Origin of the sequence: Paeniglutamicibacter selenitireducens, assembly GCF_051550675.1 — a bacterium.
Lineage (GTDB): Bacteria > Actinomycetota > Actinomycetes > Actinomycetales > Micrococcaceae > Paeniglutamicibacter.
The window spans coordinates 580,239-605,544 of the sequence record NZ_JBPULF010000001.1 but is presented as its reverse complement, the minus strand read 5'-3'; the positions used below and the strand labels follow the sequence as shown (position 1 = coordinate 605,544).

At 67.8% G+C, this 25,306-nt stretch carries 22 protein-coding genes; 16 read left to right on the top strand and 6 right to left on the bottom strand.

Annotated elements, in window-relative coordinates:
• The first annotated feature begins 36 nt into the window (after positions 1 to 36).
• From ACSYDW_RS02735 to ACSYDW_RS02725, 3 genes are all read left to right on the top strand, one after another.
• Positions 37 to 1,272 carry a cysteine desulfurase family protein gene (locus ACSYDW_RS02735; RefSeq protein ID WP_438337159.1) on the top strand — a complete coding sequence of 412 codons (1,236 nt, stop codon included), beginning with the start codon at positions 37 to 39 and terminating at the stop codon, positions 1,270 to 1,272.
• Positions 1,269 to 2,405: a tRNA 2-thiouridine(34) synthase MnmA gene (mnmA, locus tag ACSYDW_RS02730; RefSeq protein ID WP_438337158.1), complete on the top strand. Its 1,137-nt coding sequence runs from the start codon at positions 1,269 to 1,271 to the stop codon at positions 2,403 to 2,405. The genes ACSYDW_RS02735 and mnmA overlap by 4 nt, the downstream gene beginning before the upstream one ends.
• Before the next feature lie 154 nt (positions 2,406 to 2,559).
• Positions 2,560 to 2,973, top strand: coding sequence for an ester cyclase (locus tag ACSYDW_RS02725; RefSeq protein ID WP_438337157.1), 414 nt, complete (start codon positions 2,560 to 2,562; stop codon positions 2,971 to 2,973).
• A 73-nt stretch (positions 2,974 to 3,046) separates the two neighbouring features.
• On the opposite strand, the gene ACSYDW_RS02720 is transcribed toward ACSYDW_RS02725, so the two are convergent.
• The 4 genes from ACSYDW_RS02720 to ACSYDW_RS02705 form a co-directional block, all read right to left on the bottom strand.
• Entirely contained in the window at positions 3,047 to 3,571 is a 525-nt protein-coding gene (locus tag ACSYDW_RS02720) for a tetratricopeptide repeat protein (RefSeq protein WP_438337156.1), read from the bottom strand.
• A 131-nt stretch (positions 3,572 to 3,702) separates the two neighbouring features.
• Entirely contained in the window at positions 3,703 to 4,389 is a 687-nt protein-coding gene (locus ACSYDW_RS02715) for a hypothetical protein (protein ID WP_438337155.1), read from the bottom strand.
• A 126-nt stretch (positions 4,390 to 4,515) separates the two neighbouring features.
• A complete protein-coding gene (locus ACSYDW_RS02710; RefSeq protein ID WP_438337154.1) occupies positions 4,516 to 5,016 on the bottom strand; it encodes a hypothetical protein in 501 nt (166 codons plus the stop codon).
• Positions 5,017 to 5,137: 121 nt separating this feature from the next.
• Positions 5,138 to 5,503, bottom strand: a complete 366-nt coding sequence (locus ACSYDW_RS02705) for a hypothetical protein (RefSeq protein WP_438337153.1) — start codon at positions 5,501 to 5,503, stop codon at positions 5,138 to 5,140.
• Positions 5,504 to 5,720: 217 nt separating this feature from the next.
• On the opposite strand from ACSYDW_RS02705, the gene ACSYDW_RS02700 reads away from it, so the two are divergent.
• The 6 genes from ACSYDW_RS02700 to ACSYDW_RS02675 all read left to right on the top strand — a co-directional run bounded on the left by ACSYDW_RS02700 (position 5,721) and on the right by ACSYDW_RS02675 (position 12,871).
• Positions 5,721 to 7,355, top strand: a complete 1,635-nt coding sequence (locus ACSYDW_RS02700) for an ABC transporter substrate-binding protein (RefSeq protein ID WP_438337152.1) — start codon at positions 5,721 to 5,723, stop codon at positions 7,353 to 7,355.
• Between the two features lie 139 nt (positions 7,356 to 7,494).
• Positions 7,495 to 8,580: an ABC transporter permease gene (locus ACSYDW_RS02695; RefSeq protein ID WP_438337323.1), complete on the top strand. Its 1,086-nt coding sequence runs from the start codon at positions 7,495 to 7,497 to the stop codon at positions 8,578 to 8,580.
• Between the two features lie 3 nt (positions 8,581 to 8,583).
• Positions 8,584 to 9,576: an ABC transporter permease gene (locus tag ACSYDW_RS02690; RefSeq protein WP_438337151.1), complete on the top strand. Its 993-nt coding sequence runs from the start codon at positions 8,584 to 8,586 to the stop codon at positions 9,574 to 9,576.
• Positions 9,573 to 11,255, top strand: coding sequence for a dipeptide ABC transporter ATP-binding protein (locus tag ACSYDW_RS02685; RefSeq protein ID WP_438337150.1), 1,683 nt, complete (start codon positions 9,573 to 9,575; stop codon positions 11,253 to 11,255). The genes ACSYDW_RS02690 and ACSYDW_RS02685 overlap by 4 nt, the downstream gene beginning before the upstream one ends.
• Positions 11,256 to 11,397: 142 nt before the next feature.
• On the top strand, positions 11,398 to 11,790 hold the full coding sequence (locus ACSYDW_RS02680; protein ID WP_438337149.1) for a chorismate mutase: 393 nt from the start codon (positions 11,398 to 11,400) through the stop codon (positions 11,788 to 11,790).
• 13 nt (positions 11,791 to 11,803) lie between these two features.
• Entirely contained in the window at positions 11,804 to 12,871 is a 1,068-nt protein-coding gene (locus ACSYDW_RS02675; RefSeq protein WP_438337148.1) for a uroporphyrinogen decarboxylase/cobalamine-independent methonine synthase family protein, read from the top strand.
• 89 nt (positions 12,872 to 12,960) lie between these two features.
• Here ACSYDW_RS02675 and ACSYDW_RS02670 read toward each other — a convergent pair whose 3' ends face one another.
• Positions 12,961 to 14,214 carry a hypothetical protein gene (locus ACSYDW_RS02670; protein ID WP_438337147.1) on the bottom strand — a complete coding sequence of 418 codons (1,254 nt, stop codon included), beginning with the start codon at positions 14,212 to 14,214 and terminating at the stop codon, positions 12,961 to 12,963.
• Positions 14,215 to 14,510: 296 nt separating this feature from the next.
• On the opposite strand from ACSYDW_RS02670, the gene mtrA reads away from it, so the two are divergent.
• From mtrA to secA, 7 genes are all read left to right on the top strand, one after another.
• Positions 14,511 to 15,188 (top strand): MtrAB system response regulator MtrA, encoded by a 678-nt coding sequence (mtrA, locus tag ACSYDW_RS02665; protein WP_438337146.1) that lies wholly within the window; start codon positions 14,511 to 14,513, stop codon positions 15,186 to 15,188.
• 110 nt (positions 15,189 to 15,298) lie between these two features.
• On the top strand, positions 15,299 to 17,041 hold the full coding sequence (gene mtrB / locus ACSYDW_RS02660) for an MtrAB system histidine kinase MtrB (protein WP_438337145.1): 1,743 nt from the start codon (positions 15,299 to 15,301) through the stop codon (positions 17,039 to 17,041).
• Entirely contained in the window at positions 17,034 to 18,740 is a 1,707-nt protein-coding gene (locus tag ACSYDW_RS02655) for an LpqB family beta-propeller domain-containing protein (RefSeq protein WP_438337144.1), read from the top strand. Before mtrB ends, ACSYDW_RS02655 begins: the two co-directional genes overlap by 8 nt.
• 77 nt (positions 18,741 to 18,817) lie before the next feature.
• Entirely contained in the window at positions 18,818 to 19,660 is an 843-nt protein-coding gene (locus tag ACSYDW_RS02650; RefSeq protein ID WP_438337143.1) for a ComF family protein, read from the top strand.
• Between the two features lie 149 nt (positions 19,661 to 19,809).
• On the top strand, positions 19,810 to 20,508 hold the full coding sequence (hpf, locus tag ACSYDW_RS02645; protein ID WP_438337142.1) for a ribosome hibernation-promoting factor, HPF/YfiA family: 699 nt from the start codon (positions 19,810 to 19,812) through the stop codon (positions 20,506 to 20,508).
• A gap of 25 nt (positions 20,509 to 20,533) precedes the next feature.
• The gene (locus ACSYDW_RS02640; RefSeq protein ID WP_438337141.1) at positions 20,534 to 21,763 is read left to right on the top strand and encodes a winged helix-turn-helix domain-containing protein; all 1,230 of its coding nucleotides are present in this window, start codon (positions 20,534 to 20,536) and stop codon (positions 21,761 to 21,763) included.
• Between the two features lie 67 nt (positions 21,764 to 21,830).
• Entirely contained in the window at positions 21,831 to 24,554 is a 2,724-nt protein-coding gene (gene secA, locus ACSYDW_RS02635; RefSeq protein WP_438337140.1) for a preprotein translocase subunit SecA, read from the top strand.
• On the opposite strand, the gene ACSYDW_RS02630 is transcribed toward secA, so the two are convergent.
• Positions 24,551 to 25,261, bottom strand: a complete 711-nt coding sequence (locus ACSYDW_RS02630; RefSeq protein ID WP_438337139.1) for an Rv3235 family protein — start codon at positions 25,259 to 25,261, stop codon at positions 24,551 to 24,553. The genes secA and ACSYDW_RS02630 overlap by 4 nt on opposite strands.
• Between the last annotated feature and the right edge of the window lie 45 nt (positions 25,262 to 25,306).

Genomic DNA, 25,306 nt, shown 5'->3' with positions numbered 1-25,306 from the left:
TGCCGGGCCCGTGCGCCGTGGCGGTAGAATTGACCGGTGCGCACCACCCCCGTTTACCTCGACCACGCCGCCACCACGCCCATGTCGCCCGGCGCCCTGGCGGCCATGACCCGCGAGCTGGCGCAGACCGGCAACCCCTCCTCGCTGCACGGGGCGGGGCGCCGCGCCCACCGCGTCATGGAGGAGTCGCGCGAACAGCTCGCCGCGGCCGCCGGCGCGCACCCCTCCGAGGTCATCTTCACCTCCGGCGGCACCGAATCGGACAACCTCGCGCTCAAGGGCCTGTACTGGAACCGCCGCGACTCGGACCCGGTACGCACCCGCATCCTCTGCTCCGTCGTCGAACACCACGCGGTGCTCGACACCGTCGAATGGCTCGAGGCGCACGAGGGCGCCGAGGTCACCTGGCTGCCCGTGGACGCCGACGGCGTGGTTGACCTCGCCGTCCTCGAGGCGGAAATCGCCAGGGCCCCGGAGACCATCGCACTGCTCACGGTCATGTGGGCGAACAACGAGGTAGGCAGCATCCAACCGATCGAGCAGGTCGTGGCGCTCGCCGAGCCCCACGGCATCCCCGTGCACTCCGACGCGGTGCAGGCCTTCACCGCCGTCCCGATCTCCTTCGCGGCCTCCGGGCTGGCCACCATGGCGGTCTCCGGGCACAAGATCGGCGGGCCGGTGGGAATCGGTGCGCTCTTCGTGCGCCGCAACGTGGTCCTGACTCCTGTCCAGCACGGCGGCGGGCACGAGCGAGCGCTGCGTTCGGGTACGCTGAACGCCGCCTCCGCCGCGGGCTTTGCGGCGGCCGCCGCCGAGGCCGTGGAAAACCTCGGGCAGGAAAACGAACGCCTGGCCGTGCTGCGCGACGCGCTGGTGGCCGGGGTGCGCGAGCTGGTCCCGGAGGCCGTGTTCAACGGCACCGAGGACGCGGCCCACGCCGGCACCCGGCTGCCAGGCAACGCGCACTTCACGTTCCCGGGCTGCGAGGGAGACTCGCTGCTCTTCGTGCTGGACATGCTTGGGGTGCATTCCTCCACCGGGTCCGCCTGCACCGCAGGGGTGCCGCGCCCCTCACACGTCCTGCTGGCCATGGGCCGGGACGAGGAAACAGCCCGTGGCGCCCAGCGTTTCACGCTCGGGCACACCACCACCGCCGCCGACGTGGAGACCTTGGTGGCCGCGCTGCCCGAGGCCTACGCCCGCGCGCAAAAGGCCGGAATGGCCGCACAAGTCAGCAGCATCCAAACGGCAGGGACAGGGTTTACACGATGAAGGTTTTGGCAGCAATGAGCGGCGGGGTCGACTCGGCCGTTGCGGCGGCACGCGCCGTCGAGGCGGGCCACGAGGTCGTCGGCGTCCACCTGGCGCTCTCCCGCATGCCCGGCACCCTGCGCACCGGCAGCCGCGGCTGCTGCACCGTCGAGGACTCCAACGACGCGTGGCGCGCCTGCGACAAGCTCGGCATCCCCTACTACGTGTGGGATTTCTCCGAGCGCTTCAAGGAGGACGTCGTCGACGACTTCGTCGCCGAGTACGAGGCCGGCCGCACCCCGAACCCGTGCATGCGCTGCAACGAGCGCATCAAGTTCGCCGCGCTGCTGGAGAAGGCCATCGCGCTGGGCTTCGACGCGGTGTGCACCGGCCACTACGCCAAGGTGATCCGCGACGCCGAAGGCAACCCCGAGCTGCACCGCGCCGCCGACTGGGCCAAGGACCAGTCCTACGTGCTCGGCGTGCTGACCCACGAACAGCTGGAACACTGCATCTTCCCGCTGGCCGACACCCCCTCCAAGGCAGAGGTCCGCGCCGAGGCCGAGGCCCGCGGCCTTTCGGTGGCCAACAAGCCCGACAGCCACGACATCTGCTTCATCCCGGACGGGGACACCCGCGGCTGGCTCGCCGAACGCATCGACATGACCCAGGGCGAGATCGTCGACTCCGAGGGCAAGTCCCTGGGCACCCACGAGGGCGCGCACGCCTTCACCGTCGGCCAGCGCAAGGGCCTGAAGCTCGGCGTCCCGGCCGCCGACGGCAAGCCGCGCTTCGTGCTGGAGATCCGCCCGAAGGAGAACAAGGTCATCGTCGGCCCCGAGAAGCTGCTGGCGGTCGACGAGCTGCGCGGGATCCGCATCTCCTGGGCCGGTCTGCCGATTCCCGATGCCGAGACCGGCACGGAGTTCGACTGCATGGTCCAGGTCCGCGCGCACGGCGACCCCGTCGACGCCCGCGCGCGCGTCGAGCCGCAGGCCGACGGCGGCAACGTCCTTGTCGCGACGCTCATCGAGCCGATGCGCGGGGTGGCCCCGGGCCAGACGATGGTCGTCTACCAGGGCACCCGCGTGCTGGGCCAGGCGACCATCGACTCGGCGCGTTCCGCTGCCTGGGACCCGAGCCTGATCGCCTAGTTCCGCACGCAGACACCCCGAAGGCCCCGCCGCCTGGATCATCCAGCCGGCGGGGCCTTCGGCGTTCCGGGGTCTGTGCGGAATCTCCGTTGTACCCGCCTGCCGGTGGTGGGACCATGGTGCCGGGGGAGGAATTGCACCAAGGGAGTTGGCCATGTCTGATGGAACGGGATTGATCAAGCGTTTCTACGAGGAGGTGCTGGCCGGCGGGAACACCGACCTCATCGACGAGCTGGTGGCGGAGGGATTCGTCGACCACGAGAGCCTGCCGGGCCAGCCGCCGGGCAAGGACGGGGTGAGGTTCTTCGTCGAGATGATGCGCAGCGCCCTGCCGGACCTGAACGTCCAGTCCTTCGAGCCCTCCCTTGCGGAGGGGAACCTCGAAGCCGTCCACACGGTGCTTGCCGGCACGCACCGGGGTGAATTGATGGGTGTCGCGGCGACCGGCCAGAGCATCGAGTTCGAGTCGATCGACATCATCCGAACCGAAGGCGGCAAGGTAGTCGAGCACTGGGGGATCACCGATACGACGTCACTCATGCAGCAGATCGGCGCATCGCCGGAATAGGCGTAGGCGGTGTGCCGGGACTGACCTGCCCACGAGGCCAGGCCGGGCTCCCCGGCCTGGCCTCGTGCGCTCTTCAGTGTTTCCCGCTGGGCTTTGTCGGGGGAGGAGATGCGGCCAGGGAACGGATGTATGAGGCGTTGCCGCGGATCGCGGGCTTGTAGCGTTCCAGGTCGGGGGAATCCACGCTCCCGGCAACCAGCTCAAGCAGGGACGCGACAGCCTCGTCGAGGTGGCCGGAGGCATGAAGCGTGATGGCTCGGAACGCTGCCAGCGACGGGGAATCGGGAAAATCGCTTCGGGCCCTGTCAAAGACGTCCGCGGATCGCTCGAGTTCGCCGAGGTTCCGCAAGGTGGAGCCGTACTGGAGGTAGCAGCGGCGCAACAGGTCACCCGACAGTCCGGCGTCGAGGGCCCGCTCGTAGAAGGCCGCCGCAGCCGGCTCCTGGCCCGCGGTGTCGTAGGCCCCGCCCACCTCGTAGAGCACCCGGGCATTCAACGGGTTCGCATCCAGGAGCGGCAGCAGCGCGTCGATGGTTGGCTGCATGTTGTCCCGGTCCCGTGCGGCAAAGATCCGGTCCAGTTCCTCGTTCGGCGTCATGCAGTTCATTATGCCTTCGGGACCCGTCCGTCGACGGCCACTCGAGCCGGCGGGCCGGGGCTCCGACGGTGTCGCAAACCGTTGTCGTTGCCCTCGAACGCCGGCCATCCATCCGCGACGCACTGTGACCGTTAGCGCCTCGTAGCGAATTCCATCCGGACGTGCCCAAGCTCGGCGCGCGGAATTACCGCCGTCACGACGCCTCCGGCGCCCAATTCCGAGCCGATGCCGTACACGAAGGGATCCGTGTCGATCTCCGCTGCAGGCATCTCGATTCCGTTGACCAGGACCGTGACCCGGCGATTCACCGCTCGGACGGTCACATCCGGTGCGGGCCGGTCCCACGGGTATCCGCTGAGCCCGCGTTCCTGCCGAAATTGGTTCATGAGGATGTAGTTGACGTGGTCGACCAGCAGTTCACCCACCGTTGTACGCTCGGATGGGTCTCGGTGCCAGGCTGTTCTCACGGCTTCCCAGAGCAATGGGTAGCGCAAACGTCCAACATGCTCCGCCAGCCACGCGGGCCGCGGCCAGGGGGGAACCTGTTCGATGGCGGTTCTCACCTCGGCGTCGAGATCGGCGAGGTTAACGGGGTCCGAATGGTCGTTCGGGTTTCGCCAGAGTGTGTAACTGAGACCCACCGTCATGTCGCTGTATCCATGAATTCCTTCGCTGGATTGAAAGCCGATGGTATCCGCCTCCTCCAGCGAGGCCTGGTCCACGAGGCCCATCACGGGGATCGGCATGAGATTGAGGAGCCGGGCCTGTTCGATGCGTGGGTCGGGTGCGTCTTCGGGAACGATGCCGCCAAATATCATGTCTCGATTGTGCACCGAAACTTGCGATCCGAGGCTCTGGACCCGGACAGGAGTTGCCGGTGGCCGCCTGCCGGGCCGGGGCATCTATGTGCGATGCCGGGAGTGCTGCGTCTAGGTGGGCGCGCCCTAAGTACGGGCCTGGACAAGGTTTGCGAACGGCAGCCTGCCGTAGTCCCCGAGGAACCGCTCGTGGTAGTTCGCGAGGGCGGCGTTGAGCTCTTCGGCGGGCAGCTCCTTCCACGCAACGACCAGGTTCCCCGCATCAGCCAGCTGCCAGATCAGTCGGCCGTCCCAGTGCCCCGGCGGCTTTCCTTGTCCGAAGTCCACGAATTCCTGGATCTGGCGTCGCAGCCCGCGATTGCCCTTGCTGCCGGGCCCGGCTTTGCCGATGTACAACACGACCGCGTCGGCGACCCATTCTGCGCTGAGCTCGGCCTGCGCCAGGGAGGGGTTCTTCTTCTTGAAGACGCCCGCTGTGCTCTTGGGAATGTAGTGAGGTTCGAAGCCTGCGGGTCGCAAAATGGCGAAAATGCCCTGATGTTGTGGGATCCGGTTGATCTCAAGGGAACTGATGGGCCGGAACCCGGCGAATCCGTCGGCTTTGAGTGCCTTCTTGTTCAAGTGCATTGGAATCCTAGTTTCTGGGCGGAGGTTTTGCCTCACGTCCCATGGTGATACGCAAAGGTCCCGTTTCCCTGCCGCACTTGGCGGACGTGAAACGGGACCGTTGCGGTTCCGGGCGGCGCGCTCAGACCTTGGCTTCGTCCACGATGCCGTACATGTGGGTGGAGATGTCCGGATACTCCAGGCGGGTCTTGCCTGCCTCCAGGGAGGGCAGCTGCGCGGGCCCGTGGTGGGCGCAGTGCACAAAATCGAATTCCGGCCACCACTTCTTGGGCCGTTCGGCCTCGCTGAACCCGCACACCGCGCAGGTCAGGTGCACCCACACGGGGCGCTTGCCCTGCTTGTTGGCGCGCGACTGCACGAGCCAAGCCGGGGGATTGGTGTTGATCTCGGTGAATTCGGCCTCGCTCAAGCGGGCGGGAATGTTGTGTCGCTTCGCCATCTCCATCGGAATGTCCAGGGCGATCGCGGCGTCTCTACGTGTCATCATCGCCTTCAAGCGTAGGCCACAACACGCGGCCGAGGGGTGCTTGGTGAGCACCGTCATGTTCCGGATTGACCTCCGGCGATGCCCTTGAAGATAACGTTTCAGATTCATTGCGTGGCGTGCCCCGATTTATTGACATCTTGTGACGGCAATCACTTAGGCTGTACGAGTTGTGGTTTACCCCACAATCCATGCACTCGCAGAAAGAGAAGGATTGCTCATGACCCGCAAGAAAAACGGTTTGCGCGTAGCCGCCGCCGTCGTTGGCATCTCCGCACTGGCCCTCACGGCCTGCACGGGTCCGGCCGCGACCCCGGACGCCTCCGGCGGATCGACGGGCGCCGCCAGCGCCCCGATCACCCTGGGAACCACCGACAAGGTAACCTCGCTGGATCCCGCAGGCTCCTACGACAACGGTTCGTTCATGGTCATGAACCAGATCTACCCGTTCCTGCTCAACTCCATGCCGGGCTCCGCCGAGCCGGCGAACGACATTGCCGAATCGGCTGAGTTCACCAGCCCCACCGAGTACACGGTCAAGCTGAAGGCAGACCTGAAGTGGGCCAACGGGCACACCCTTGACTCCAAGGACGTCAAGAACTCCTTCGACCGCCAGGTGAAGATCGCCGACCCGAACGGCCCGTCCTCGCTGTTGGGCAACCTCGAAAGCGTTGAGGCACCGGACGCCACCACCGTGGTCTTCAAGCTCAGGAGCGGCAACGACCAGACGTGGCCGCAGATCCTGACCAGCCCCGTCGCGCCGATCGTCGACGACGAGGTCTTCCCGGCCGACAAGGTCGTCAGCGACGAGGACATCGTCGCCGGCAAGGCCTTCGCCGGCCAGTACACCATCGAAAGCTACGCCAAGAACTCGCTGGTCTCCTTCAAGGCCTACGACGGGTACAAGGGCATGCTCGGAGCGCCGGCCAACAGCGCCTCGAACATCAAGTACTACGCCGATTCGAACAACCTGAAGCTCGATGTGCAGCAGGGCAACATCGACGTTGCCTGGCGCTCGCTCTCGCCGACCGACGTGGAGTCGCTGAGCAGCGATTCCAAGGTCAAGGTCCACAAGGGCCCGGGCGGCGAATTGCGCTACATCGTCTTCAACTTCGACATCATGCCGCACGGCGCCAAGACCTCCGACGCGGACCCGGCGAAGTCCCTGGCCGTCCGCCAGGCAGCCGCAAACCTCGTCGACCGCGAAGCGATCGCCAACGACGTCTACAAGGGCACCTACCTGCCGGTCTACTCCTACGTCCCGCAGGGCTTCACCGGAGCCATCGAGCCGCTGAAGGAAATGTACGGCGAAAACGGCGGTCCGTCGCTGGACAAGGCCAAGGCCGTGCTCGAGGCTGCCGGTGTGAGCACGCCGGTGGACCTGAAGCTGCAGTACAACCCGGACCACTACGGCCCGAGCTCGGGCGACGAGTATGCAAAGGTCAAGGCGCAGCTGGAAACCGGCGGCCTGTTCAAGGTCGACCTGCAGTCCACCGAGTGGGTCACCTACCAGAAGTCGCGCGTCACCGACTACCCGGCCTACCAGCTGGGCTGGTTCCCGGACTACTCGGATGCCGACAACTTCCTGAGCCCGTTCTTCGCCAAGGACAACTTCCTGGGCAACGGCTACGACAACCCGGAAGTTGACAAGCTGATCAGCGAGCAGCGCGTGGAAACCGATGCGGCGAAGCGCACGGAGAAGATCGAGGAGATCCAGACCAAGGTCGCCGGCGACCTCTCCACCCTGCCGCTGCTCCAGGGCGCGCAGGTTGCCGTTGCAGGCGCCGGGGTCACGGGCGTCGAGAAGACCTTGGACGCCTCGTTCAAGTTCCGCTTGGGCGTACTCGGCAAGTAGCCGTCCACCCGCACGCAGCATCGCGGGCCACCACCACCTGGGCTCCTTCCCCGACGCGGGGGAGGAGCCCAGGTTGCCCCGGGACTGCGCCCCGGACAGATAACCCCTTCCAAGCTAGGACGCATTGTCAATGGCAATCATGAACGACCTCGCCGATGCACCGGCGGCACCCCCGTCGGCGAGCCCGGCGGCAAAGAAAGCAGGAGGCAGCTTTGCGCGCTACCTCGTCACCCGCTTCCTGTTGATATTCCCCACCATCTTCATCCTCGTGACCCTCGTGTTCTTCCTGATGCGCGTCACAGGCGACCCGATCACCGCGGCCCTGGGCGGGCGGCTCACCCCGGACCAGCTGGCCGAACGCATCCACGCGGCCGGCTACGACCGCCCGGTGATTGTTCAGTATTTCGAGTACCTCGGCCAGGTCTTCACCGGCAACTTCGGGCGCACCATCTCCGACAACCGCGCGGTCACCGAGGTGCTGGCCACCTACGGTGCCGCCACCCTGGAGCTGGCATTCAACTCGCTGGTCATCGCCCTGCTGATCGGCATCCCCTTCGGCCTGGTTGCCGCACGGATGCGTGACCGCTGGCCCGATGCCGTGCTGCGCGTCTTCGCGATCCTCTGCTACGCCACCCCGGTGTTCTTCGCCGGCCTGCTGCTCAAACTCGTCTTCGGTGTCTGGCTGGGCTGGCTGCCCATCGCCGGACGTGCCGGGGTCAACGCCGAGCTGCAACTGACCAGCCTGCAGAACCCGAGCGGCATCTTCCTGCTCGACGCCCTGCGCTCGGGCAACATGGCCGCGGCCTCCGACGTCATCCAGCACGCCATCCTGCCGGCCGTCGCACTGGGCCTGCTCACCGCCGGCGTGTTCCTGCGCCTGGTGCGCACCAACGTGATCGGCACCCTGGGACGCGACTACGTGGAGGCCGGCCGCTCGCGCGGTGTCTCCGAGTACCGACTGCTCACCAAGCACGCCTACCGCCCGGCACTGATCCCCATCATCACCGTGATGGGCCTGCAGATCGCGCTGCTGCTCGGCGGCGCGGTGCTCACCGAAACCACCTTCGAGTGGAAGGGCCTGGGCTTCCAGCTGGCCCAGTACCTCACCGCGCGCGACTTCGTGGCGGTGCAGGGCATCGTGGTGCTGCTGGCCGTCATCGTGGCCGTCACCAACTTCATCGTGGACATCATCGCCGCGCTCATCGACCCGCGAGTGAGGTTCTAGCCCATGAGCACCACCACTGCACCATTGCGTCCGCGCAAGCGCCCGCTCTCCTCCAGACTGCCGATCGTCTCCCACCTGCAGATGAGTGCCGGCCTGCAGCGCGGCATGCTCGTGGCCGGATTGGTCCTGACCGTGGCCTTCCTGCTTACCGCGCTGCTGGCGCCGCTGATAGCGCCCTACGGCTACGCCCAGATCGCCGACGACCAGGGCAGCTTCCCCACGCAGGAGCCGCCGGGCGGCCGCTTCCTCTGGGGCACCACCGTCGGCGGCTTCGACGTGTTCTCCCGCACCCTCTGGGGTGCCCAGACCGCGGCCCTGGTCATCGTCGTCGCCGTGGTCTTCTCCATCTTCGCCGGCGTGTTCCTTGGCCTTGTCTCCGGCTACATCGGCGGCTGGCTTGACCGCGTGCTTGTCGTGCTGGCCGACGCCATCTACGCCTTCCCGTCGCTGCTGTTGGCCATCGTCATGTCGATCGTCATCTCGCACGGGCAGTCCGGCCTCTGGACCGGCATCCTCGCCGCGGCGATCTCCATCACCGTGGTGTTCATCCCGCAGTACTTCCGGGTGATCCGCGCGGAGACGGTGCGCCTGAAGGCGGAGCCGTTCGTCGAGTCCGCCAAGGTCGTCGGCGCCTCCAGCTGGCGCATCATGTTCAAGCACGTCTTCCGCAACGCGACCCGCACGCTGCCGCTGATCTTCACGCTCAACGCCTCGGAGGCGCTGCTGACCCTGGCGGGCCTGGGCTTCCTGGGCTTCGGCATCGAGCCGACCAAGGCCGCGGAATGGGGCTTCGACCTGAACCGCGCGCTCTCCGACGCCACGAGCGGCATTTGGTGGACGGGCGTCTTCCCCGGCGCGGCCATCGTGCTGACGGTGCTGGGCCTGACCCTGGTGGGCGAGTCCATGAACGACCTGGCGGATCCGCGACTGCGCAAACGCCGCAAGACCAAGACGAAGAACACGACCCTGCCCACCGGCGGAAAGGTCCAGGCATGAGCGAGAACCGCACCCCCACCGGGGCCCGGGCCGACGGCACGGTGCTGAGCATCGAGGAACTCGAGGTCGATTTCGCCACCGACGCCGGCGATGTCGCCGCGGTCCAGGGAGTCAGCTTCCAGGTCGCCGCCGGCGAGGTCGTGGCCGTCGTGGGCGAATCCGGCTCCGGCAAGTCCGTGACGGCACGCACCGTGCTGGGCCTGCTGGCCGAGACGGCCACGGCCCGCGGGGCCGTGGTGCTGCGCGGCAACAACATGCTGACGCTGCGCGGCAGCGAGCTGCGCGCGGTGCGCGGCAACGACGTGTCCATGGTCTTCCAGGAGCCCTCCACGGCCCTGAACCCCGTGTACACCGTGGGCTGGCAGATCGCCGAGGGCCTCCGCGCCCACGGCAAGGTCTCCAAGAAGGAGGCCAAGGCCCGCGCCATCGAGGTGCTGCGCAAGGTCGGCATCCCGGAACCGGAAAAACGCGTCAACTACTACCCGCACCAGTTCTCCGGCGGCCAGAAGCAGCGCGTGGTCATCGCCGCGGCGCTCGCGCTGAACCCGGCGCTGATCGTCGCCGACGAGCCGACGACCGCGCTGGATGTGACGGTGCAGGCGGAGATCCTCGAGCTGCTGCGCGAGGTGCGCGACGAGTTCAACACCGGGATCGTGCTGATCACCCACAACATGGGCGTTGTCGCGGACCTGGCCGACCGCGTGGTGGTGATGTACCAGGGCAAGGTCGTGGAGACCGCCCCGTCCCTCGAGCTCTTCGCCAACCCGCGCGAGGACTACACCAAGGCGCTGCTGGCCGCGGTGCCGCACCTGGGCCGGCACTCGGCCTCGGAGGGCATGACCGAACGCGCCGGGCAGGACAAGGACGTGTTGGTCGAGGCGACAAACCTGAACATCACCTACCCGGGACGCATGGGCACCCCCGCCTTCACCGCAGTCGACAACGTGTCGCTGCGGATCTGCGCGGGCGAGGTCTATGGGCTGGTGGGCGAGTCGGGTTCCGGCAAGACCACCATCGGCCGGGCCATCGCCGGCCTGAACCGGGTCAGCGGGGGATCGCTGAAGGTGCTGGGGCACGAGATGCTCGGCTTCAAGGAGCGGAACTTCAAGAAGCTTCGCCAGGACATCGGTTTCGTCTTCCAGGATCCCGCGGCCAGCTTCAACCCGCAGCTGAGCATCGGTGCGTGTGTCGCCGAGCCGCTGCTGGTGCACCGGAAGGTCTCGGCGCTCGAGGCCCGCCGGCGCGTCGACGAACTCCTGGAGGCCGTCCAGCTGCCCCGGTCCTTCGCCGACCGCTTCCCGCACGAGCTTTCCGGCGGGCAGCGCCAGCGCGCCTCGCTGGCCCGGGCGTTGGCCCTTGACCCGAAGCTGCTGATCGCCGACGAGCCGACCAGCGCGCTGGACGTCTCGGTCCAGGCCAAGGTGCTCGAGCTGTTCAAGGAGCTGCAGCAGGAGCTGGGCTTCGCGGCCCTGTTCATCTCCCACGACCTGGCCGTGGTGGACATGCTCTCCACCTGGGTGGGCGTGCTGTACCGCGGCAAACTGGTGGAGGAAGGCATCGGCTCCCGCGTCATGGGCAGCCCGGAGCACCCCTACACCAAGCGGCTGATCGCCTCGCTGCCGGTGCCCGACCCCGTCGAGCAGGAAGCGCGCCGGATCGCGTTCCTGAAGGCAAGCTAGGCGGGCCCGCACGGCAACGGGATGCGTTGGTTGACACCGGCGCATCCCGTTGCCGTATCCGGCCGGCGATCCCGTCCCGACGTGCGACTCCGGGCGCGTCACGGTTGCGTAGGCATGCTGCGCGAACCATAGACTGGAAGGCATGAGCCCACAGACCACCCCGCAGGCCGCGGACAACGACCGACAGGTCGACTACGACCCGACGACCAGTTCCCTCTCCGGGACGGTCCGCGACGAGGTCATGGAGGAACTGCTCTCCATCCGCGGCAGCATCGACAACTTCGACGCCCAGCTGGTGTACCTGCTGGCCGAGCGCTTCAAGGCCACCCAGCGCGTGGGCCACCTCAAGGCCGTGCACCAGCTTCCGGCCAGCGATCCGGGCCGCGAGAAGGCGCAGATCGAGCGTCTGCGCCGGCTCGCCCAGGAGGCGCACCTGGACCCCGAGTTCGCCGAGAAGTTCATGAACTTCATCATTTCCGAGGTCATCCGGCACCACCAGACGATCTCCGCCTCCCACGCAGAGCACGAACACTAGACGGCTCGTGCAGATGAACACCCCCAGCACGCAGGCCGGCGACGCCGCTGCCGAATCCCGGCAGGTCCAGGCCAGCGGGCACGGCCCGATGCCCGGTACCGACCCGCTCGAAAGCCAGCGCATCATCCGCGGCGAACTCGGCGAACCCAACCTTCCCCACCTGCACCAGCTGCCGGAGCGGGGTGTCGGCTCGGACTCCATCGGCCGCGGCGCGATGTTCCTGGAGGAGCTCGGCGTCGACCTGCAGCCGCACGGCTGGCGGCTCGCCTCGGCCCCTGGCATCGACGCGCGGCGCGCGGCCTCCGCACTGCGCACCGACCTGAACGTGCTCGGCGACGTGATTGGGGCCGAGGAGTCCGGTGGCCGGGAACTGAAGATCCAGCTGCCGGGTCCTGCCACGCTTGCCGCAAACCTCTACCTGCACCAAGGTGAACGCGCGCTCAGCGATGTCGGGGCGCGCCGCGACCTGGCCCAGTCCCTCGCGTTGGGCGCGGCCCGCCACCTGCGCGACGTCGCCCGCGGCACGGGCCGCGAACTTCTCACCGTCTACATCGAGGAGCCCGACGCCGGCGCGGTGCTCAACGGCACGCTGCCCACCGCCAGCGGCTACCGCACCCTGCGTTCGGTGCCCGTGGCCGAGGTCCGCTCCTGGTGGGCAGGGCTTGTCGAGTCGCTGAAGGACGCCGGCGCCCACCAGGTGGTGCTCGGCAGTGCCGGCGAACCCGCCACCTGGACGAAAATCGCCACGACGGCACTGGAAGCGGGCGTCGACGGGCTCGGCGTCAACGCCGAGGACCTGACGGTTCCCGGATGGGAGTTGCTGGCCGGCACCGTGGAAGCGGGGCACCGGCTCTGGCTGGGCTGCCTCGCCCCTGACACCGCGGCCCCCGGCGTCGTGGAGGCCGTGGCAAGTATCCGCCGTCCCTGGCGGCAGCTGGGCCTGCCCGACGCCCGGCTCGATGCCCTGGTGCTGACCCCCACCCGGGGCCTCGACGCTGTCTCCCCGGAGCAGGCCACCGCGGTGCTCTCGCGCCTCTCGGCCTACGCCGACGCGCTGAACCAGGTCCGCGTCGACGCCTGATCCGCTGCTTGACCCCCTGCCCGAACGGCGAAGGTCCCGGGCGCACCCGCCCGGGACCATCGCTGCATGCCGCGGCCCGGCCGCGCCGGCTACCGGCCGGCCGCCGAAAGGTCGGGCGCGTCGTGGCCCGGGACGGGGTGGGCCGCCGGGTCGTTGAGTTCGGCGAGCAGCGCCTGGTCCAGCCGCTCGTGCCGGATGCGCAGGTCGACCTGCAGCAGCGTCACCAGGACCTGCAGGATCACCGTGCCCATCGCCGTGACAAGCACGTTGACGATGGTGGAGAGCACCAGCAGGAGCCAGGCGCCGCCGGTGCCGCCGGGCACGGATTCGGCAAGGCCGAAGATCGAGGAAACGATGCCGCTGAGCACCCCGATCACCAGGCCGACGACCAGCACGATGCCGAAGATGCGCCACCACGATCCCCGGGTCAGGCGCCAGGACGCGGCGAGTGCCCCGCCGACCGTCAGCTGCCGGCTGGCCAGCAGCGCGGGGACCAGTGTCAGGCGCACTGCCACCCAGGTCATGGTGATGGCTGCGGCGAAGCCGAACAGCAGCAGCGGCGCCATGGCGGCGAGCCCCCAGTCGGATTCCATCATTCCCGCAAAATAGACCAGCAGGCCCATCGGAACCAGCAGCACCAGTGGCGCCAGCAACAGCAGGACCTGGTAGCCCACCAGCTTCGGGAGGGCCTTCCGGGAGAGTCCGTAGCCCTGGCGCCAGGACGTGGGGCGCCCCAGCGTTGCGCGCATCGCTGCCACGGTGGCCGGGCCGGCCACCAGTGCGTATGCGGCCAGCTGTCCCACCGCCGCCAGCAGCCCCGCCGCCACGTACAGGTACCACGGATAGGGGAAGGCGTTGCCCAGGGTGCTCTCCAGCACCCCGAGGTCGTCGGCCTCCACCGAAAGGCTCACCAGCGCATCCTCGAGTCCCATGGTCGGGGCAAACAGCCAGCCCATCAGGGCAACCCCCAGGATGCCCAGGACCAGCTGGACGACCGCCGCATTGACAAGGGTCGGCATCGGGGCGCGCCGCAGCGTCGCAAAGGTTCCCTCAAGCAGGTCGGAGAGGAAGAGCGGACGCAGCTCGACGGTTCCCGGCTTGGCCGGACGCGGGGGTGGCTGGAACTGCGGGTAGCCGTGGCCGGGCGGCGGGAACCCGGGGCCCGGGTAGGGGGACTGCCCGGCGTACGGCGGAGGGGTCGGTCCCCAGCCCGGGGGAGGAGGACCCCAGCCCGGAGGCGGCGGTCCCCAGCCCGGCTGCTGTCCCGCCGGATCCCCGGGTGGCGGCGGGGGTGGCGTGGGCGAGTCCGGCCCTTCGGGTGAAGCTGCTGGATCCTGCGACATCGATTCGACCTCTTGTCCTGTGGTGCGTGTTCTGTGGTGCATGTTCTGTGGTGCGTGATTTGTGGTGCGTGTCCTGTGGCGAGACATCCCCGTCCGAGGCGTCGGGCCGATGCCCGGTGCATCCTGACCGCGGCCCTCCGGGGAGCCCCCCTCCAGCCTAGGCGTTGGGGCCTGACCTGCGGGGCATTGGCGGAGGTCCGTTTCACGGCCCGTTTGTGCGCCGGGCTCATGTAGTCTTGTTCATATATGGGCACCGGTGTACACCCGGCCCCTGCAGGGCTACGGAAAGGCAGATTATGAAGGCACGCATCCTGGTTGTCGACGACGACGAGGCGCTGGCCGAAATGATCGGGATCGTGTTGCAGAACGACGGCTTCGAGGCCGTATTCTGCTACGACGGCGCCAAGGCGCTGGGCATCTTCCGCGAGGTCAAGCCGGACCTGGTGCTGCTTGACCTGATGCTTCCGGGACTCGACGGCATCGAGGTCTGCAAGCTCATCCGTGCCGAGGACGACGTCCCCATCGTCATGCTCACCGCCAAGTCGGATACCGCCGACGTGGTCCGCGGCCTGGAATCCGGTGCCGACGACTACGTCCCGAAGCCCTTCAAGCCGGCCGAGCTGGTGGCCCGCGTGCGCGCCCGCCTGCGCCCCACCGAGCAGCACGCCCCGGAGACGCTGAAGATCGGGGACCTGAGCATCGACGTTGCCGGACACCGCGTGACCCGCGAGGGCGTGCCGATCGGCCTGACCCCCCTGGAATTCGACCTGCTTGTCGCGCTGGCCCGCAAGCCGTGGCAGGTCTTCACCCGCGAGCAGCTGCTCGAGCAGGTCTGGGGCTACCGCCATGCCGCCGACACCCGCCTGGTCAACGTGCATGTCCAGCGGCTGCGCTCCAAGGTGGAGCTCGATCCCGAGCGCCCGGGCGTCGTGCTGACAGTGCGCGGCGTCGGCTACAAGGCCGGTCAGGCCTGAGCAAGCACACGGAGGGCGGCGTCCCGTCGGCGCAGCCCGGGAGCCCGGAGACGGAGCCAGCGACCGCTGGTGCCGCGACCGCTGGTGCCGGCTCGAAGGCCGGCTCCTTCATGCGCCGCACCCTCGAGGCGATCCGGCACGCGAAGGGGGCAGTGCTTTCCCGCTGGAGCCGCTCGCTGCTCTTCCGCACCGTCACCTCGGCGGTGCTGCTGAGCGCCCTCGCGCTGCTGGCCGCCGGCGGCTTCCTGTCCAACCAGATCGCCGCCGGGCTCTTCCAGGAACGCTTCCACCAGGTCGAGTCCGAGTCGGTGCGCGGCCTGAACCAGGTCAAGGCGATCTTCGATTCCGCCGCGACCACCGACCGCGCCAGTACCCACTCGCTGGTGACGAACACGCTGAAGATCCTGGAGGGCGACGGGGCGCTGGTGCCCCGCGACTTCGTGCTTGTCCCGCTCTCGCGCGAGAACCTGTACGTGGGCCCCACGGCCAGCGGCAACCTGACCTCCCGCATCGTCCCGGAGGCGCTGGCCGCGCAGATCCGAGAATCCAACGCCATCTACTGGCAGTCGATCGAGGTCAAGCAGGGCGCCGGCACCGGGCCCGGGCTGATCTTCGGCACCCGGGTGACCCTGCCACCGGGCGCCGACTACGGTCTCTACCTGGTCTACGACCTTTCCAGCGTGCAAAACACCCTGGACTTCATCAACCGGGCCATGGCACTGGTCGGCGGCCTGCTGCTGCTGGTCGTTGGCGGCATCACCTGGTACGTCACCCGCGGCGTGGTCCGCCCCGTCGCGGACGCCGCGCAGGTTTCGGAAAAGCTTGCCGCCGGCGAGCTGCAGGAACGCATGGAGGTCAAGGGCGACGACGAGATAGCGCGCCTGGGCACCTCCTTCAACCACATGGCCCAGTCCCTGCAGGACCAGATCAACCAGCTGGCCACGCTCTCGCAGATGCAGCAGCGCTTCGTCTCCGACGTCTCCCACGAGCTGCGCACCCCGCTGACCACCGTCCGCATGGCCGCCGAGGTCCTGCACGACGCCCGCGAGGACTTCGACCCGATCAACAAGCGCAGCGCCGAGCTGCTCTACAACCAGGTCGAGCGCTTCCAGATCCTGCTCAACGACCTGCTGGAGGTCTCCCGCTTCGATGCCGGAGTCGCGGTGCTCGACGCCGAACCCACCGACCTCGTCGCCGTGGCCCGCCGCGTCATCGACGCCGCAACCCCGCACGCCGACGCCATGGGTTCGCTGCTGCGCCTCTCCACGCCCGCCGGCGGCTGCGTCGCGGAGATGGATGCACGGCGCATCGAACGCGTGGTGCGCAACCTTGTCATGAACGCCATCGAACACGGCGAGGGAAACCCCATCGACATCTCCGTCGCCGGCAACGAGTCGGCAGTGGCGCTGACCGTGCGCGACCGCGGCATCGGCATGAGCCCGGAGGCCAGCACGCGCGTGTTCGACAGGTTCTGGCGCGCCGACCCGGCCCGCGCCCGCACCACCGGAGGCTCCGGCCTGGGCCTGTCGATCGCCACCGAGGACACCCGCCTGCACACCGGGCGGCTCGAGGCCTGGGGCGAGCGCGGCGTCGGGTCCTGCTTCCGGCTCACCCTGCCCCGGCAGCTGGGGCAGACGATCACCGGATCCCCGCTGCCGCTGGAGCCGATAGTGCTCGCCGACGCGGTTCTCGACAGGAACATGCTTGTCACCTTCCCGCTCACCGGAGAGATCCCGATCGTCGGGTTCAAGCCGCTGCAGCCAATGACCTCGTCGGACACCAAGGCCGGCCCCGAAGCCGCGCCGCCGGCCGGCGAGGAAAACCCCACCCGAAAGCAGGAACCAGATGCCTAGGCGACACCCCGGATTCCGCACGGCCCTGGCCCTGCTGCTCGGACTGGCGCTGGCACTCACGGGCTGCTCCGCGATCCCGCGCAGCGGCCCGGTCCAGGCACTGGAGGTCGAAACCGGAACCGAGGGCCAGGGCAGCACCTTCTCCCCGCCCGGCCCCAAGACCGACGCGACCCCGCGGGAGGTCATCGAGGGGTTCATCGAGGCCGGCATCGCCCCGCAGGACGACTACAAGGTCGCCCGCGAGTTCCTCAACCCCAAGCAGCGGGGCGTCTGGAAGGGTGCCGTGAAGACGCTGGTCTACGACGCCCGGCCCAGCGTGATCCCCGACACCGAACCCAACACGTTCACCGTGCAGCTGGAGGTGGTGGCCGAGGTCGACGCCAACGGCGAGCGGACCGAGCTGCCGCCGCACTCCACGCGCGCCGTGGACATGACACTGGAGAAGCTCGAGGGCCAATGGCGCATCTCGGAGCTGCCCGACGGAACCATGATCGACAGCGACTCCTTCGAGGGCCTGTTCACCGCCCAGCCGATCTACTTCTACGACGCGACCTACCACTACGCGGTGCCGGACATGCGCTGGTTCCCCAAGAGCACGGGCCTGCCCGCGGCGCTTGTCGAGGCACTGCTCAAGGGCCCAGCGGGCTACCTGGAGAACGCCGTGGTCTCGGCGTTCCCCAGTGGCAGCTCGCTGGCGCGCTCCGCGGTGCCCATTGAAAGCCAGCGGGCCACGGTGGACCTGACCCCCGCGACGTTCGTCGATGCCACGGAACTTGGCCGCCAGCAGATGCAGCAGCAGCTGGATTTGACCCTGAAGGGCATCGGCGGCATCCGCACGGTGGTGATGACCGACGAGCAGCGCGAGGTCAAGCTCGGTCCAAAGGACCCGCAGTTCCGCGAGGCGGAGGTCAACGCGTCGGTTCCCGATACCCAGATCGGCATCGTCGACGAGGCGCTGTACTACGTCAAGGGCAAGTCCATCTCGCGCGTTGCCATCGACGACATCTCCGCCTACCACCCCCGCGACCCCGCGATGAGCCCGCTGGGCAACCGCTACGCCTTCCTGGACGGAACGTTCAACAGGCTCTTCGCCGTCGATGACCAGGGGCACAGCCGGGTCGTGGCCAGGGGCACGGCACTGGTGCGCCCGAGCATCGACGCCAGCGGCTGGACCTGGACGGCCGACCACACCGGGAAGACCCGGATCCTCGCGGTGCCCGAGGACATCGCACTCAACGGCAAGGTGAGGCCCATCGCCGCGGACTGGCTCAACGACTCCAGGGTCTCCTCGATCCGCATCTCCCGCGACGGCGCCCGCGCACTGATCGTCTCCTCCAAGGGCGGGGAGTCGACGGTGAGCATCAGCGGCATCCTGCGCGACAGCGACGGCACGCCGCGCGGCTTCGCGACGCCGATGAACCTCTACCCCTCGGTCCCTGTCACCCGGGCCGTTTGGGACTCGGACTCGAGCATCATCGTTGCGGCCTCCGACCCGACCGAAAGCGTCGAGGCGGAGCGGATCAGCCTCGGCGGCAAGCCGGAGAAGTTCCAGCCGCTGCTGGGCATGGTCGGTCTGTCGGCCGGCCCGGGCGAACGCCGCCCGATCTACGCGGAGACGAGGGACAAGCTCTACACCCGCGTCGGAAACTCCTGGCACAAGATGGAAGAGTCCGCGCGCGACCTCTCCTATCCCGGATAGCGACGTCTCCGCCGGCCGTATCCACACTCCGACCGGCCCCTGCGCCGCGGCCCCGCCCCTGCCCCACACTGGGGGACATGGGAGAGAACGAAGGCCGCGGCGCACACAACGGTGGATGGGCGCGCGTCATGGACCGGCTGTGGTCGGCCAGGGAAGCCCGGATCCTGCGTGCCGCGTTCCGGGGGACGGCCGCCCTGCTCTTCCCGGTGCAGTGCGTCTGCTGCGGACGCCCCGATTTTGCCTTGTGCCGGGCCTGCGCCACCGGACTGCGCCGGGCGGGCATGCGCCCGGGCCGTGTCGAGCGCCATGCCGAGGCCCTGCCGCTGGACCAGCTCGGGCAGGTGCTGCCCGTCATTGCCGCCGGGACGTACGAGCATGAGCTCGCCGCGGTCCTGCTGGCCTACAAGAACCACCAGATGGTTTCGCTTGGCAAGGCCCTGGCCCCGGTCCTCGCCACGGCGCTGCGGGTGGGCATCCTGGAACTGGCCGACCCGAGCCGGCCCGTGCTCCTGGTGCCGCTGCCCACGCGCCGGCAGGCGCGTGCCGTGCGCGGCTACTGGCCAGTGGGGTTGTTGCTGCGCCGTGCGGCGGCCGGAGGGAAATTGCCCGGGAACGTGCAGGTCGCACCGCTGCTGCGCCATGCATTCGGAAGCTCCTGGGATGCAGCCCAGAAGGGTCGGGGCCGCCGTGGCCGGAGGTCGGTGCACAACACGATGAGGATGCGCGACACGCCCGGGGCGCGACGGGCTGTTTCCTCCGTCGCACAGGTGATCCTTGTCGACGACGTCTTGACAACCGGTGCAACATTGTCCGAGGCGCACCGTTGCCTGGAGGCCCGCGGTCCGAAGGTATGCGGTGCCGTCGTGCTGGCCAGCACCGCGGCACCTGCCGGAAGGGGGCAATTAAGCTCTCCGCGATGAAGTAATAATCGGAAGATTCTTGATTATCTCGGCATGTGTCATAGGGTGAAGTATGGGCACCCGCATAGGGGTAACGAACCCATCTTCAGCGACTGAAAGGAATGGTTTTCAGTCGCTGTTGTGTCACCTGAGCAACGATGGAGGACACCATGGAGATGACGATCAGCGGACGAAACGTAACGGTTTCCGATCGCTTCCGCGAGTACGTGGATGAAAAGATCGACAAGGTCGATCAGCTTGCGACGAAGATCCAGCGCTTGGACATCAAGGTCACCAAGGAACCGCACGCTGCCCGCAACGCCGACAGCGCCCTGACCGTCGAACTGACGGTTCTGGGCCGTGGACCGGCAATCCGCGCCGAAGCCAAGGCCGGAGACAAGTTCGCCGCCTTCGACACCGCATTCGCCAAGTTGCTCGAGCGTTTGCGCAAGGCACGGGACCGCCGCAAGGTCCACCACGGCAGCCGGACGCCGAAGGCCGTCCACCAGGCAACCAGCGGGTTGGAGCCCGCCGCCACATCCATCCCGCTGCACGAGGCCACCCTCATTGCGCAGCAGGAGGAGGAAGCACGACTTGCCGCCGAGGCGGCAGAGGCCAACGCCAGCCCGATCGAGATCCGGCGCAAGGTCTTCCCAGCCGAATCGATGAGCGTCGACGACGCCCTGGACCGCATGGAAATGGTGGGCCACCCGTTCTACCTCTTCATCGACGAAGCGACGGGTGCGCACTCGGTGGTCTACAACCGCCGCCAGTACGCCTACGGCATCATCACCCTCGACCCCGAGGCCACCGACGAGGCAACCCTGGAAACCCGCCGCTACCGCGACGCAGCCACGGTCAACGCCTAGGAACTAAGACAACTACGATGGGCCTATGACCACGATCCTCTCGACGTCCCAGGCCCGTCGGATAGCCCTCGCAGCCCAGGGGCTGCTCAGGGCCCGACCCACCGCACCGGTCACGATTGGTGCGGTGGGTCGCACCTTTAACCGCCTGGAGCTGCTCCAGATCGACTCGGTAAACGTCGTCACCCGCGCGCAGTACCTGCCGCTCTTCTCCCGCTTGGGCCCCTACGAGACGTCGATGCTCGATGACCTCTGTGTCGGGACGCCTCGCAAGGTCGTCGAATACTGGGCGCACGAGGCATCACTGGTCAGGGCGGAGCACTTCGCGGACCTCGTGCCGTGGCAGCGTCGGACCTGGCCAGGAAACCTCGGTGCCCTCGACGGCGCCGGACATTCGCTCTCGCAGGAAATTCAGGAACTGCTGCAGCGCTCCGCCCCGATGACGGCTCGCGAGGTCTCCGAGGAGCTCGGCCACGATCACCGGAAGGAAACCGTGGAGTGGGGGTGGAACTGGTCGGCCGTGAAGCGAGTGCTGGAGGCGCTCTTCGCCGAAGGCGTGATCACCGCCGCGGGACGCAACAAGCAATTCGAACGCCGGTACACGGCGCTGCACAAGGTGCTGCCGGACTACCGCGGACACCTCGAGCAGGTGGATCCGGGCCAGGCCATGGAACGCCTGCTGCTGGCCTCGGCGCGCGCCCACGGCATCGGGACGGCGCACTGCCTGGCCGACTACTTCAGGCTGCCGGTCAGGCAGAGCGCGGGGGCCTTGGAGGAGCTTGCCGACAGGTCCATGTTGGTCAGGGTCGACGTGAACGGGCACAAGGACACGTTCTACATGCTCCCGGGTACAGTGGTTCCGCGCCGGGCCGCGGGACGCGCACTGCTGAGTCCCTTCGACTCGCTGGTGTTCAACCGCAAGCGCATCGAAAAGCTCTTCAACTTCACCTACCGGCTGGAAATCTACACACCGAGCGAAAAGCGGACCTACGGATACTACGTACTCCCGTTCTTGCTGGGGGAGAACCTTGTGGGTCGGGTCGATGTGAAGGCCGACCGCGGCAGGAAGGCGCTGCTCGTCCGCGGGGCCTACGCCGAGGCGGGCGCCCCGCCCGAAACCGCCGATGAACTCGCGGCGGAGTTGGGCCTGATGGCGGACTGGCTGGGACTGGACGGAATCGAGGTTTCGCCGCGGGGAAATCTGGCAGCAGCCTTGGAGTTTTCGCTAAGCTCGCCCAAATTGGCTGATAACCACTAGTGACGGCAATCTCTCACGTAGACTGAACACGCCAGAATTCCTGTGCTTGAGATTTGGGAGCTGCCTCGTGGCATCAATGCTTGAACGTATCCTGCGTACCGGCGATAAGAAGACGCTGAAAAAGTTGCGTGGATACGCCGACGCTATCAACGTGCTTGATAGCGAATTCCGCGCCCTGAGCGATGCCGAGTTGCGCGGCGAGACGGACAAGTTCAGGGCCCGCATCGCCGACGGCGAATCGCTCGACCACATGCTCCCCGAGGCATTTGCGGCCGTCCGCGAGGCCGCAGACCGCACCCTCGGCATGCGTCACTTCGATGTCCAGCTCATGGGTGGCGCCGCATTGCACATGGGGAACATCGCCGAAATGCGCACCGGTGAAGGCAAGACGCTGGTGGCCACGGCCCCGGCCTACCTCAACGCACTCAGCGGCAAGGGCGTCCACGTCGTCACCGTCAACGACTTCCTCGCCGAATACCAGTCCGACATCATGGGACGCGTTTACCGCTTCCTCGGGCTGACCAGCGGTTGCATCCTTTCGAACCAGGATCCGGCGCAGCGCCGCCTGCAGTACGAATCCGACATCACCTACGGGACGAACAACGAGTTCGGCTTCGACTACCTGCGCGACAACATGGCCTGGAGCGCCGATGAACTCGTGCAGCGAGGCCACAACTTCGCCATCGTCGACGAAGTCGACTCGATCCTCATCGACGAGGCCCGCACCCCGCTGATCATCTCCGGCCAGGCCTCGGGCGACGTGAACCGCTGGTACACCGAGTTCGCGAAGCTCGTGAACCGCCTCGTGCGCGATGACGACTACGAGGTCGACGAGAAGAAGCGCACCATCGGCGTGCTCGAGTCGGGCATCGAGAAGGTCGAGGACTACCTCGGCATCCACAACCTCTACGAGGCCTCGAACACCCCGCTGATCGGCTTCCTGAACAACGCCATCAAGGCCAAGGAACTGTTCAAGAACGACAAGGACTACGTCGTGATCAACGGCGAGGTGATGATCGTCGACGAGCACACCGGCCGTTCGCTGGCGGGCCGCCGCTACTCCGAGGGCATGCACCAGGCCATCGAGGCGAAGGAAGGGGTGGAGATCAAGGCCGAGAACCAGACCATGGCGACGGTGACCTTGCAGAACTACTTCCGCCTCTACGGCAAGCTTGCCGGAATGACCGGCACGGCGCAGACCGAAGCCGCCGAATTCATGTCCACCTACAAGCTCGGCGTCGTCGAGATCCCGACGAACAAGCCGCTGGCCCGCAAGGACCAGCCGGACCTGATCTACAAGAACGAGATCGCCAAGTTCGACGCCGTCGTCGAGGACATCGCTACCCGCCACGCCACCGGCCAGCCGGTCCTGGTGGGCACCACCAGCGTCGAAAAGAGCGAGTACCTGGCCCGTCTGCTGGCCAAGCGCGGCATCCGCCACGAGGTGCTCAACGCGAAGCAGCACGCCCGCGAAGCGGCCATCGTTGCCCAGGCCGGCAAGAAGGGTGCCGTCACCGTGGCCACCAACATGGCTGGCCGCGGCACCGACATCATGCTCGGCGGCAACGCCGAGTTCCTGGCGGTCTCGGAGATGGAACGCCGCGGACTGGATCCGGAGGAGAACTCGGAGCAGTACGAGCTCGAGTGGGACGATGTCTTCGCCTCGGCGAAGAAGAAGGTCTCCCTCGAGGCCGATGAAGTCGCCGAATCGGGCGGCCTGTACGTGCTGGGCACCGAGCGCCACGAGTCCCGCCGCATCGACAACCAGCTGCGCGGTCGTTCGGGCCGCCAGGGCGACCCGGGCGAGTCCCGCTTCTACCTGTCCATGACCGACGAACTCATGCGCCGCTTCAACGCCGGCGCCGCGCAGCGCATCATGAACAACCCGTCGATGCCCGACGATGTGGCCCTGGAATCCAAGATCGTTTCCAAGGCCATCGAGACCGCCCAGGCGCAGGTTGAAGGCACCAACGCCGAGCAGCGCAAGAACGTGCTGAAGTACGACGACGTGATGAACCGCCAGCGCGAAGCCATCTACGGGGACCGCCGCCGGATCCTCGAGGGCGGGGACCTGCACGAGAAGGTCGCGCACTTCCTGGAGGACGTCGTCAAGGCCATGGTCACCGAGGCAACCGCCGAGGGACAGGCCGACGACTGGGACCTGAAGCAGCTGTGGACCAACCTGAAGCAGCTCTACCCGATCTCGATCACCCTTGACGAGGTCATCGCCGAGGCCGGCCACCGCAGCTCGCTGAGCGCCGACTTCCTCGAGCGCGAGATCCTCTCCGACGCCCGCCTGCAGTACCAGGCCCGTGAACAGGCCGTCGGCGAGGAAAACATGCGCGAACTGGAGCGCCGCGTGGTGCTCTCGGTCATCGGCCGCAAGTGGCAGGAACACCTCTACGAGATGGACTACCTCAAGGAGGGCATCGGCCTGCGCGCCATGGCCCAGCGCGATCCGCTGGTCGAGTACCAGCGCGAGGGCTTCGTCATGTTCCAGACCATGATGGAATCCATCCGCGAGGAGAGCATCGGCATGCTCTTCAACATCGAGGTCGAGACGCGCCAGGCCCCCGAGGTCTCGCTGCCCGGAGTCACCGACGGACGCGCCGCGACCATCGGGCCGGTGCTCAGCACCCCGGGCCTTGAGGCGCCCGAGCGCCCCGCCACGTTGCGTTACACCGCGCCCGAGGAGAGCGGCGAGGCTTCCACGCACATCGAGCGCACCCCGGGTGCCCCGGCCGCGAAGCCGGCGGGCAACAACAAGAAGAAGAAGGGCAAGCGCAGCTAGCCGATCTCCAGGGCAGTGACCTGCCACCGTCCGTGCCACCGCTCTATCCTCAGGGCGGTGGCACGGACTTTTTGCGCATCCAGCAGGACCACCGCGGCCTCGAAGACCAGTGGCAGGACCTCGGAAATGCGGATGCGCAGCACCCGCGGGTTGCTGTAGCAGCAGGTGCCTGGGTCCGGGCGGCGCTCCTGCCAAATCCGCCGGTGCTGCTCGAGCTTGCCCATGCACTCCGGGTTCAGGGCATTGACCAGTTGGTGCGCGGGACGGGCCCCGGCCAGCACCTCAAGCACCGCCGGGGCCACCGCATGCACGACGGTTGCCACGGATTCCTCGAGGTTCGCCATGGAGCCGGCCCGGGGGAAGATCTTCTCGATGAGCGGCCGCACTTCCTCCGGCACCTCGAGAGCATCATCCTCCGGAACCCTGGGGTTCCATGCTGTGGCAGGTTCCGGCCGCGGGCCGGCCGGGATGTCCGGGGCGGACGCTGGCCTCGGCTCCCGATCGGGCAGCGGGCCCGGTGCCGGAAGCACGGCAGGGGTGACGGTGCAGCGCTGCCTGCGGGGTGCGGCGGCGCCCCGCAGGCCTTGCGGGAAGCGTCGGCCGGCGGTGCGTGGCACCGGGGCCTCGCCGGTTTCGGTCCAGACGCCCTCGTGCAGCAAGACCGCGGGCGTGGTGCGGGTGGCGGGTTCGATCATGGTGATGCTCATGCTGTGCTCCTGGTGGTCGGCTTGCGGGTGGGTCCGTGTCCGGAT

Coding starts and splice junctions, on each gene's coding strand:
- mnmA (WP_438337158.1), top strand. CDS start 1,269: ATGAAGGTTTTGGCAGCAATGAGCGGCGGGGTCGACTCGGCCGTTGCG.
- ACSYDW_RS02725 (WP_438337157.1), top strand. CDS start 2,560: ATGTCTGATGGAACGGGATTGATCAAGCGTTTCTACGAGGAGGTGCTG.
- ACSYDW_RS02720 (WP_438337156.1), bottom strand. CDS start 3,571: ATGACGCCGAACGAGGAACTGGACCGGATCTTTGCCGCACGGGACCGG.
- ACSYDW_RS02715 (WP_438337155.1), bottom strand. CDS start 4,389: ATGATATTTGGCGGCATCGTTCCCGAAGACGCACCCGACCCACGCATC.
- ACSYDW_RS02710 (WP_438337154.1), bottom strand. CDS start 5,016: ATGCACTTGAACAAGAAGGCACTCAAAGCCGACGGATTCGCCGGGTTC.
- ACSYDW_RS02705 (WP_438337153.1), bottom strand. CDS start 5,503: ATGATGACACGTAGAGACGCCGCGATCGCCCTGGACATTCCGATGGAG.
- ACSYDW_RS02700 (WP_438337152.1), top strand. CDS start 5,721: ATGACCCGCAAGAAAAACGGTTTGCGCGTAGCCGCCGCCGTCGTTGGC.
- ACSYDW_RS02695 (WP_438337323.1), top strand. CDS start 7,495: ATGAACGACCTCGCCGATGCACCGGCGGCACCCCCGTCGGCGAGCCCG.
- ACSYDW_RS02690 (WP_438337151.1), top strand. CDS start 8,584: ATGAGCACCACCACTGCACCATTGCGTCCGCGCAAGCGCCCGCTCTCC.
- ACSYDW_RS02685 (WP_438337150.1), top strand. CDS start 9,573: ATGAGCGAGAACCGCACCCCCACCGGGGCCCGGGCCGACGGCACGGTG.
- ACSYDW_RS02680 (WP_438337149.1), top strand. CDS start 11,398: ATGAGCCCACAGACCACCCCGCAGGCCGCGGACAACGACCGACAGGTC.
- ACSYDW_RS02675 (WP_438337148.1), top strand. CDS start 11,804: ATGAACACCCCCAGCACGCAGGCCGGCGACGCCGCTGCCGAATCCCGG.
- ACSYDW_RS02670 (WP_438337147.1), bottom strand. CDS start 14,214: ATGTCGCAGGATCCAGCAGCTTCACCCGAAGGGCCGGACTCGCCCACG.
- mtrA (WP_438337146.1), top strand. CDS start 14,511: ATGAAGGCACGCATCCTGGTTGTCGACGACGACGAGGCGCTGGCCGAA.
- mtrB (WP_438337145.1), top strand. CDS start 15,299: ATGCGCCGCACCCTCGAGGCGATCCGGCACGCGAAGGGGGCAGTGCTT.
- ACSYDW_RS02655 (WP_438337144.1), top strand. CDS start 17,034: ATGCCTAGGCGACACCCCGGATTCCGCACGGCCCTGGCCCTGCTGCTC.
- ACSYDW_RS02650 (WP_438337143.1), top strand. CDS start 18,818: ATGGGAGAGAACGAAGGCCGCGGCGCACACAACGGTGGATGGGCGCGC.
- hpf (WP_438337142.1), top strand. CDS start 19,810: ATGGAGATGACGATCAGCGGACGAAACGTAACGGTTTCCGATCGCTTC.
- ACSYDW_RS02640 (WP_438337141.1), top strand. CDS start 20,534: ATGACCACGATCCTCTCGACGTCCCAGGCCCGTCGGATAGCCCTCGCA.
- ACSYDW_RS02630 (WP_438337139.1), bottom strand. CDS start 25,261: ATGAGCATCACCATGATCGAACCCGCCACCCGCACCACGCCCGCGGTC.